The sequence below is a fragment of the Aquiflexum sp. genome (assembly GCF_041751335.1).
Taxonomy (GTDB): domain Bacteria; phylum Bacteroidota; class Bacteroidia; order Cytophagales; family Cyclobacteriaceae; genus Aquiflexum.
In genome coordinates, this window is the sequence record NZ_JBGSXS010000213.1 from 1 (window position 1) to 6,304 (window position 6,304).

Below are 6,304 nucleotides of genomic sequence, written 5' to 3' on the forward strand. Positions count from 1 at the left end.
AGCTGAGGGTCGTGGCACCAAGATTTATGACAATGATGTCATTTCCAATAACCATGTCAATTTTGCCGTACCACTAAGTGATGAACCCAACGGAAACACCGTGACCATGATTCCTCCCGGATCGGGAATCATACTTTTGGCAGCAAAGGATGTGGAAGTATACAATAATAGAATTCATAAAAACAAAACTGTCGGAGTAGCCATTGCCAATTACCATATCACAGGGTTTCCCGCTGAAGCGCCAAATTGGTCACCATTTACATCCAATATCTATGTTCATGGTAATGACTACAAAAGGTCATGGAAAATACCTGACCTGACAAAAGAATTCGGACAATTGATTTCCGTCTATAATGCCCATGGCAAAGGAAAAACCCAGGATATTATCTACGATGGGTTTTGGGACAAAAACATCAGTGACAACATTTCATCAAATCCTATGAAGGTGTGCATCAGGGAATCAGGTATGGAAAAACTGCATTTTACGCTTTTTGACCTTTGGGAAGGCGAGGACAATATCAAAGCATCCAAGGATTATACCCACTTCCAGTGCGAAACGGTAATCAAAACCGATGTTAGTGCAGTAGCCAAATTATAACCTCATGAAGTTCAGTCAGCGATATATTCCATTAAGTTTAATTTTCTTGATATTGGGTTTTAGTTGCTCCGGGAAAAAGGAGCAGGAAAAAACTGTGGAAGAGCAGGTGCAGATCGAATATACCGATGCCCCGGATATCAATATCGCAGAAATTGATTTCAGTCAGATCCCTTTTAAAAACCTTTCGGAGTATGGTTTTTTCAAAGGTCAGTTGAGGGCATTGAATCCAAGCGGGGAACTTGTCTATTATAAACCTTCATCTTCCCTGTTCACAGATTATGCTTTTAAATCACGATATATCTGGATGCCTGAAGGTAATTCTGCCATCATCAAACAAGACCTGGGAGGCTCTTTTGATTTTCCGGACAAGACCATTATTATCAAGAATTTTTATTACCCGCTAGATTTCAGAAATCCGGAATGGGAAAAAAGAATCATTGAAACCAGGCTGATGGTCAAGCGACAGGGAGTATGGGAAGCATTTCCCTATATCTGGAAAGACGATCAGACCGAGGCAGAATACAAGGTAGTCGGTGCGGAAAAAGAAGTGAGTTGGACAGACCTGAACGGCAATGAACAGGTCATCAACTATATCGTGCCCAACAAAAACCAATGCAAAAGCTGCCACAACGAAAATGAAGTCATGGTCCCCATTGGGGTAAAGGCAAAATACCTCAACCATGCCATCCGATTCGGAGAGGAAAGCAAAAACCAATTGGTCAAATGGTCAGAAGTGGGATTTCTTCCAAAGATTCAGGATTTAAACCAATACCCCACAATGGTAGATTATAGCGATGTTTCCCAACCATTGGAATTGCGTGCCAAAGCCTATCTCGACATCAACTGTGCCCATTGCCATCGGGCTGAAGGGCCTGCAAGTACTTCGGGGCTTTTTTTGGACTATGAGGAAACAGATCCTATGAAACTTGGGGTTTTTAAAACTCCTGTTGCTGCCGGTTTTGGAGCAGGGTCTTTCAAATATGCCATTTATCCAGGAAAAGCGGATGAATCCATCATAACTTTCCGGATGTCCACCAACAAAGTCGGTGCAGCCATGCCGGAGTTGGGCAGAGTTAGTGTCCATGAAGAAGGGGTTGGATTGATTAGGGAGTGGATTGATGGGATGAAATAGAATGGAACGCATATGAAACTGATTTTACTGATTCACGCAGATAAAGAAATCAGTAAAATCAGCTAAATCTGCGTTATCAGCGTTCCATTAAAACTTTAAAAAAGCGACAAGACGAAATTAGAAGAAAGCCTCCTCATTTTTTTCAATCCCTATACACCCCACTCGGCCATTTATCGTTCCCGGCATTGATGTCGGTAATGACTTTGTCCGGATCAATTTCCACTGATACCACTTTTTTATCCACTTTGAGCAAATGGTTCCATTGGTTGCCTTTGAACCAAATCTCTACAGGAAGCATCCTTCTTTCTTTTTCCCCATCCTCATAGGTGATTTCCAATAAGACTGGCATGGGCATTTCCCCGAGATTGGAGAGTGACACTATATAATTGGCTCCATAGGGATACACCGCATTGATGGCCAGGTCAATATTGGCATTGCTATAAAACCAGCCTTTCCAGAACCAATCCAGATTTTCCCCGGCCACATTTTCCATGTGGTTGAAAAAATCTGTAGGCTGAGGATGTTTATATGCCCATGTTTTGATATAAGATCTAAAAGCTTTATCAAACCTTCCATGGCCCAAGATATATTCCCTCAGCATCATCAGACCAAGGGCCGGCTTCATATATGCCACCATTCCTAGATTATTGGTTTGGGTGCGGTCTGCATGGGTGGCAATGGGTTCCCTATCCTTATTGGTCAGCCAACCCAGATACCTTCTGGTTTGAATCAGGTTATTGGTATACTCCCCATCATTGAAAGCGAGATAACTATAATAGTTGATAAAAGTATTGAAGCCTTCATCCATCCAAGCATGCCTTCTTTCATTGCTACCAACAATCATGGGAAACCAATTGTGGCCAAATTCATGGTCCGTTACTCCCCAAAGGCTAGCGCCTTTGGACATGTAGCTACAGAAATTGAGCCCTGGATATTCCATACCATTGATGTCCGCTGCGACATTGACCGCTACAGGATAAGGATATTCATACCACATTTCGGAGTAATGTTCTATGGACGCCTTGCCGTATTCGGTAGATCTTCCCCAAGCATCCTGTCCATCACTTTCCTTTGGATAAACTGATTGTGCCATGGCTTTTTTTCCACTTGGCAAGTTGATTCTGGCAGCATCCCAAATAAATGCTTTTGAAGAGGCAAAAGCGATATCTCTTGAATTTTTGATTTTGAAATGCCAGGTTTGGGTACCACTTTGTTTAGCCCTGTGATTGGCATAATCTGTTATTTCATCAGGACTGATGATATACACCCGCTCATCACTATCTGATGCTTTTTTCATCCTGTTTTGCTGCTCTTTGGTAAGCACCTGCCCAGGATTCAACAATTCTCCTGAACCAACTACAATATGGTCAGAGGGGACAGTTACCCTATATTCAAAATCACCATAACCCAAATAAAACTCCCCTGCACCCAAATAAGGGTCTGTATTCCATCCTGTCACATCATCAAATACCGCCAATCGGGGATACCATTGCGCCAAAGCATAAATGATTCCATCCTTTACTTTAAGTCGCCCCATCCTGTCCATGCCTTTCTCAGGAATCTTGTATTCAAAGTCCATAGAGATGACTGCCTGGCCTCCATTGGCCGGAAGTGGTTCTGCAAATGAGACCTGCATTCTGGTATCATTGATCAAATAATCATTAGAAACAAGTTTGTTTCTACCAGAAAGTTGGGCTTTCACATTTTCGATTTTGTATCCGCCATCGAGATCACCACTGTATCTGTTGCCCTGAATTGGTGTTGTAAGGGAGCCTCTGGAATCTTCGGTAAATCTGTTCTGCTCCAAATAAAGCCAAACAAAATCCAGGTTTTCGGGGCTGTTGTTTTTATAGGTGATGCTGACTTTTCCTTTGATAGTATGTGTAGAGTCATTCAAGGTGACTTCAATGACATAATCTGCCATATTTTGCCAATACGAAGGCCCGGGTTTTCCCGAAGCTGTCCTGTATGCCGAACCTTGTCTGTAACCGAATTCAGTAAATGCAGCATCTCTATTGTCCTTTACCTGTTGGGCATACACCTCAAAACCAAAAAAAAGGATTAATACGAAAATTTTATAAAATCTATATCTCATGGAAAACTCCTTATTTAATAAACTAAGGTGCTAAAATACAGATTGCTCCCATAAGAAAAAATCAATCGGACTATCAGAATGTTTTTAATGAAATAATAGTATCAGAAATTGTGATTTGTTTTTAGATTTTAATCCTCTGTAATTTGCCTTGAAAAAAACCACAACTACTTATGAAATTATACTTTACTTTAATTTCTATCCTCATTTCATTAAACATGGTTTTTGCCAATCAGGACAGCACGGAAGTTGAATTGGGCGAGATTACGGTAATGGAAAACAGGATCGGGATTCCTTTCAATAAGGTTTCAAGAAATATAAGTGTCATCCAAAGAAAAGAAATAGAAACCACCCCGGCCAGAAGCATTCAGGAACTGCTCGCATTCACCCCCGGAATTGATGTCAGGCAAAGAGGTGTCAGCGGTGTTCAGGCTAATATCGGTATAAGAGGAGGCGGTTTTGAACAGACCCTGATGCTGATCAACGGAATAAAACTGACTGATCCGCAGACTGGCAATCATATGATGACTATTCCGGTACCCTTGCAGTCCATCCAAAGAATTGAAGTATTGAAAGGTCCTGGATCAAGGATCTTCGGCCAAAATGCATTTGCAGGTGCCATCAATATTATCACTGCCCTTCCCGAAACAAGGAGCTTACAGATACAGGGATTTGGAGGTGATTTCGGAATGAGGGGAGGGAATATTGTCTCATCCTTGCCCATAGGTAATTACAGACAGACCATTTCAGTCTCCCATGACGCTTCAGATGGGCATTGGTACAACTCAGATTTCAAAGTCACCAATGTTTTCTATGAATCCGGGTATGAAATAAATGAAAAAAATGAGCTCAATGCCATGTTTGGATACAGCGACAGGGAATTTGGGGCCAATGGATTTTACACCGACAGGTTTCCCGACCAATGGGAAAGTATACAGACTTACCTTTCATCTTTGAGCCATACCTACAGCCATAACGACCTCTATTTCCAAACAAGGGGGTATTGGAGAAGAAATATAGATGAATTCAGGCTGCGCAGATATGAACCTAAATTTTTCACCAACAACCACGTATCAGATGTTTTTGCACTGGAGTTGAACAGTTCCTATACCTCTGAATTTGGAGTTACCGGATTCGGCCTTGAAGGTCGGGAAGAAGTCATTGAAAGCAACAATTTGGGAGATCACAGCAGAAGTTTGCTGGGCGTATTTGCAGAGCATAGGGTTGAATTTCTGGACAGGTTTGACCTGCGGGCAGGGATATATTCCAATTATTACAGTCAATATGGATGGAGACATTTTCCAGGAGCTGAAATCGGATTTCAATTGAATGAAACATCCAGGATTTACAGCAATATTGGTAACAGTTTTAGAATCCCATCCTACACAGAGTTATACTATCAGGATGCCAGTAACACCAGTAATCCAAATCTATTGCCAGAAGAGGCCAGAAACTTTGAAGTAGGTTGGAAACTGAACAAATCAAGACTTAGGGCTGAAATAGTTTATTTCTACCGATTTACCGAAAATCTGATTGATTATACCCGTGCCCCTAGTACAGTACAACCGAATCCCAACCAATGGACACCAGGAAATATCAGTCAGGTAACCTTCAATGGATTGGAAACATCCTTTCAATACTTGGTAAACTTGGGCTTGGAAAATGTTAAGATCAAGGACATTTCATTCAGCTACAATTATATCAATGCTGATTTGGTCCAACCCGAAGGTGTGGAATCCAGATTTGCCTTGAATTCCCTCAAAAACCAGTTTATAGGAGGAATCAATGCTGAATTCTTCAAAAAAGCGGAATTGACAGTTAAAGGCAGGTATTTGGAAAGAATCGCTTTGGATCCTTATTTTCTTTTGGATGCTAGACTGGATTATAATCGATTAAAAAAATTCGGTCTTTTTGTGGAAGTTTCCAATATTACCAATACAGATTATATTGAAGCAGGGTTTGTCCAGATGCCTGGAAGGTGGTTTAAGGCGGGGTTTATGGTAAACATCGATTAGAACGAATAAATTTTAATAATTCAAAATCAATGGATTAGTACTTAAACCAGAAAAATAAATTTCTTTTTTTGTCTACGTACTAATTTAATTTTACATTTGCACTCCGTTCTGAAGGAGAATGGTTTTTCATCTGGGTGTTTATCCCGATAGCTATCGGGATGGTTCAGAGAATTTCGAAAAAGTCAGAAGGTTTTGAACTTAATCAGAAAAGTTTAAATTTCGGGAGTTTAGCTCAGTTGGTTCAGAGCATCTGCCTTACAAGCAGAGGGTCGGGGGTTCGAATCCCTCAACTCCCACAGATTTTATCATTTACCTCTTTTATTGGGAGTTTATCCCGATAGCTATCGGGATGTTTCAGAGCATTCCGATCTTAAATCGGAAGAGTCGGTGGCTCGAATCAGTTGATTTTATTATTGGGAGTTTAGCTCAGTTGGTTCAGAGCATCTGCCTTACAAGCAGAGGGTCGG

3 protein-coding genes, 1 tRNA gene and 1 pseudogene are annotated in these 6,304 nt (G+C 41.2%); 4 read left to right on the forward strand and 1 reads right to left on the reverse strand.

The window, feature by feature from the left end:
- Nucleotides 1-598: pseudogene (locus ACEW8U_RS11445) on the forward strand (hypothetical protein); the annotation flags it as partial.
- Nucleotides 599-602: 4 nt separating this feature from the next.
- Entirely contained in the window at nt 603-1,730 is a 1,128-nt protein-coding gene (locus ACEW8U_RS11450; RefSeq protein WP_373522176.1) for an SO2930 family diheme c-type cytochrome, read from the forward strand.
- Nucleotides 1,731-1,872: 142 nt separating this feature from the next.
- Here ACEW8U_RS11450 and ACEW8U_RS11455 read toward each other — a convergent pair whose 3' ends face one another.
- Nucleotides 1,873-3,825 (reverse strand): M1 family metallopeptidase, encoded by a 1,953-nt coding sequence (locus ACEW8U_RS11455; protein WP_373522177.1) that lies wholly within the window; start codon nt 3,823-3,825, stop codon nt 1,873-1,875.
- A gap of 170 nt (nt 3,826-3,995) precedes the next feature.
- On the opposite strand from ACEW8U_RS11455, the gene ACEW8U_RS11460 reads away from it, so the two are divergent.
- Nucleotides 3,996-5,837 carry a TonB-dependent receptor gene (locus ACEW8U_RS11460; protein WP_373522178.1) on the forward strand — a complete coding sequence of 614 codons (1,842 nt, stop codon included), beginning with the start codon at nt 3,996-3,998 and terminating at the stop codon, nt 5,835-5,837.
- Nucleotides 5,838-6,058: 221 nt separating this feature from the next.
- A tRNA-Val gene (locus ACEW8U_RS11465) sits at nt 6,059-6,133 on the forward strand.
- Nucleotides 6,134-6,304: the final 171 nt, after the last annotated feature.

Excerpts from the sequence above, each read along its gene's own strand:
- ACEW8U_RS11460 (WP_373522178.1), top strand. The coding sequence starts at position 3,996 with ATGAAATTATACTTTACTTTAATTTCTATCCTCATTTCATTAAACATG.
- ACEW8U_RS11450 (WP_373522176.1), top strand. The coding sequence starts at position 603 with ATGAAGTTCAGTCAGCGATATATTCCATTAAGTTTAATTTTCTTGATA.
- ACEW8U_RS11455 (WP_373522177.1), bottom strand. The coding sequence starts at position 3,825 with ATGAGATATAGATTTTATAAAATTTTCGTATTAATCCTTTTTTTTGGT.